Annotated in this window: 1 protein-coding gene and 1 pseudogene; one reads left to right on the forward strand and one right to left on the reverse strand. The window is 46.6% G+C overall.

Annotated features, from left to right (window positions below; all coding sequences use genetic code 11):
- Positions 1–157, forward strand: a pseudogene (locus R7E78_RS25460) (choline ABC transporter ATP-binding protein); the annotation flags it as partial.
- A 114-nt stretch (positions 158–271) separates the two neighbouring features.
- Here the strand turns inward: R7E78_RS25460 and R7E78_RS25465 are convergent.
- The coding region (locus R7E78_RS25465; RefSeq protein WP_318058519.1) for an NAD(P)H-dependent oxidoreductase at positions 272–854 on the reverse strand (583 nt) is incomplete at its 5' end.

Raw genomic sequence — 854 nt, forward strand, 5'->3', positions numbered from 1 at the left:
TAGCCCGAACATCAGCATGCGCGAAGCGATAGAGCTTAAGCAGCGCAGTAACCAGCCTCTGTTGCTGGTGGAAGATGACAAGTTGGTTGGTGTGTTGAGTGATCACGAGTTGTATGACGCGCTGCTTGGTAATTTTAAATCCGAGCAAGTGGCTTAGTTGAGATAAACGTCTGAACTGAAAGCGATACTCAACTCAAATTACACTCAAAACAAACAAGCCGCACATCAATGTGCGGCTTGTTCATTCAACAATGATGATTTCAATCAGCTTTTATAGCGTGGTGATAACATCACCCAATGCCATACGCGCTTTAGGTAGACCGTGATTGTAGTCTTCACCATCTTTGTGGTAACCAATCGCCAGCGCAACTTCACAAACGTGGCCTTCCAACTCGTCTTTAAATTCTTCGCCAATCAGCTCAGGATCAACGCCTTCCATTGGAGTGGAGTCAATACCAAGGCGCGCCAATGTGTGCAGTAGGTTACCCAGTGCGATGTAAACTTGCGCCTTAGTCCAATGACCGTTGAAGCCATTTTCATCGGTGTTCGCTTCGGCAAATGCGTATGCGCCCATAAAGGTGTTGTACATATCTGCTGGTAGGTGACCTGAAGTGACTTCGGCATCCACGCGTTTTGCAAACTTCTCTTTTGTGAACTTAGGATCGTAAGCAAGAAGGATCGTGTGCGACGCCGTGGTTGCGTGGGGTTGGTTAAATTGGTGTTTGTTCGCGAACGTGCTGTGGAAGCGTTGTTTCGCTTCATCACTTTCAATAACGATGAATTTCCATGGTTGCGAGTTGATTGACGATGCAGACAGACGAATGGCTTCTTTGATGATGGTCATATCTTCTTGA

It is taken from the genome of Vibrio sp. YT-19(2023), from assembly GCF_033337395.1.